The organism is Saccharomonospora iraqiensis subsp. iraqiensis (assembly GCF_000430445.1).
In the GTDB taxonomy this organism is placed as follows: domain Bacteria; phylum Actinomycetota; class Actinomycetes; order Mycobacteriales; family Pseudonocardiaceae; genus Saccharomonospora; species Saccharomonospora iraqiensis.
In genome coordinates this window covers 1-1,717 of sequence record NZ_KE387037.1, presented here as the reverse complement: position 1 = coordinate 1,717, position 1,717 = coordinate 1, and the positions used below count along the sequence as shown (strand labels likewise).

Annotated in this window: 2 protein-coding genes; both read left to right on the top strand. The window is 73.8% G+C overall.

Annotated features, from left to right (window positions below; translation table 11 throughout):
• Window positions 1–973 (top strand): thiamine pyrophosphate-binding protein (locus tag ACTIR_RS21145; protein ID WP_034237839.1); only part of this gene is annotated, 973 nt, incomplete at its 5' end.
• 108 nt (window positions 974–1,081) lie between these two features.
• Window positions 1,082–1,717, top strand: a 636-nt coding sequence (locus tag ACTIR_RS21140) for an MFS transporter (protein WP_233345798.1), incomplete at its 3' end; no start/stop codon positions are given.

The following is a 1,717-nucleotide window of genomic DNA, read 5'->3' as shown; positions in this document are numbered from 1 at the left end:
GGAGGCCGTCGGGCGCCTGGCCGAGCGCCTGGCCGCCCCGATCGTCACGACGTTCGCCGCCCGCGGTCTCGTGCCGCCCGACCATCCGTGCCTCGCGCCGGACCCCGTGCACACCCCGGAGGTGGGGGCGCTGTGGGACGAGGCGGACGTCGTCCTCGCGGTCGGCACCGACCTCGACGGGGCGATGACGCAGAACTGGCGGATGCCGCGCCCGCCCGGCCTGATCGCGGTCAACGTGGATCCGGTGGACGCGGCGAAGAACTACCCACCGGACCTCGTCCTGCGCGGGGACGCCCGCGAGGTGTGCGAGCGGCTGCTGCCGGGGCTCGCGGCGCGGCCGGGTCTCGACGAGCTGAGCGGCAGGCTCGACGAAATCGAGCGGCGGGTGCGCAGGCGGATCCGCAAGGAGGAGCCGCACGCCGCCGAGCTGCTGTCGGCGCTGAAGGAGACCCTGCCCGAGGGGTCGGTGCTGGTGGCGGACATGTGTGTGGCGGGCTACTGGATCGGCGGGTTCTACCGGGCCGCGGGGCCGCGCAGACTGGCCTACCCGATGGGCTGGGGCACGCTCGGGTTCGGTGTTCCCGCGTCGTTGGGGGTGGCGGCGGCCGGGGTGCCGCGTGCGGTGTGCGTCACCGGGGACGGCGGCTTCCTGTCCGGCAGCGGCGAACTGGCCACGGCGATCCAGGAGAACCTGCCGGTGACGGTGGTGATCGTGGACGACGGCGGCTACGGGATGCTGCGCTACGACCAGAGCCGGTCCGGGCTGCCGCACCACGGGGTCGACCTCGTCACCCCGGATTTCGTCGGCCTGGCGAAGTCGTTCGGCCTGCACGCCGACCGCGTGGACGGCTTCGGCAGGGCGTTCCGTCGGCTGCTGCGCGAGTTCACCCGTTCCGAGGAACCGAACGTCCTGGTGGTGAACGCGGAGCTGAGTCCGCCGCTGAACACCTCGCCCCGCTGGTACCGCCGGTAGGCCGCCGCGGGTGACGGACAACACACCCGGGCGGGAGTATCCTCCGCGGCCATGAGGACCTTTTCTTGACTGACGTCCGCCGACCCCGCACGCACGCTGGTGCGGCGGATGCGCCTGTGGGCGCTGCTCGCGGACACGATCCCGCTCTATCCGCTCTACGCGTTGCTGTTCGCCGAGGTGGGACTGTCCGACGCGGAGATCTCCGCGCTGTTCGTCGTCTGGTCGGTGGCCGCCGTGGTCGTCGAGGTGCCGAGCGGGGCGCTGGCCGACCGGTTCTCCCGGCGCGGGTCCCTCGCCGCGGGAGGCGTGTTCCAGGCGGCCGGGTACCTGCTCTGGATCACCCTCCCCGGGTTCACCGTGTTCGCGGCCGGATTCGTGCTGTGGGCCCTCGGTGGCGCGCTGCTCTCCGGCTCACGGGAGGCCCTGCTGCACGACGGGCTGGCCGCGGTGGGCCGGGCGGAGCGCTTCGCCCCGGTCTACGGACAGCTCAACGCACTCGAACTCGTCGCACAGGCCCCCGCGGCGCTGTCGGCGACCGTGCTGTTCGCGGTCGGTGAGTTCACCCTGGTCGGGTGGGTGAGCGTGGGAATGTGCCTGACCGCCGCCGCCGTCGCCACGCGGATCCCCGAACCCGCCCGGTCCGCCCGCACACGGCCGACACCCGCTGCCGGACCGCGGGAGCGGCCCGGTACCCCGGCGGGCGGGTACCTCGCCGTGCTTCGGGCCGGCGGGACGGAGGCGTTC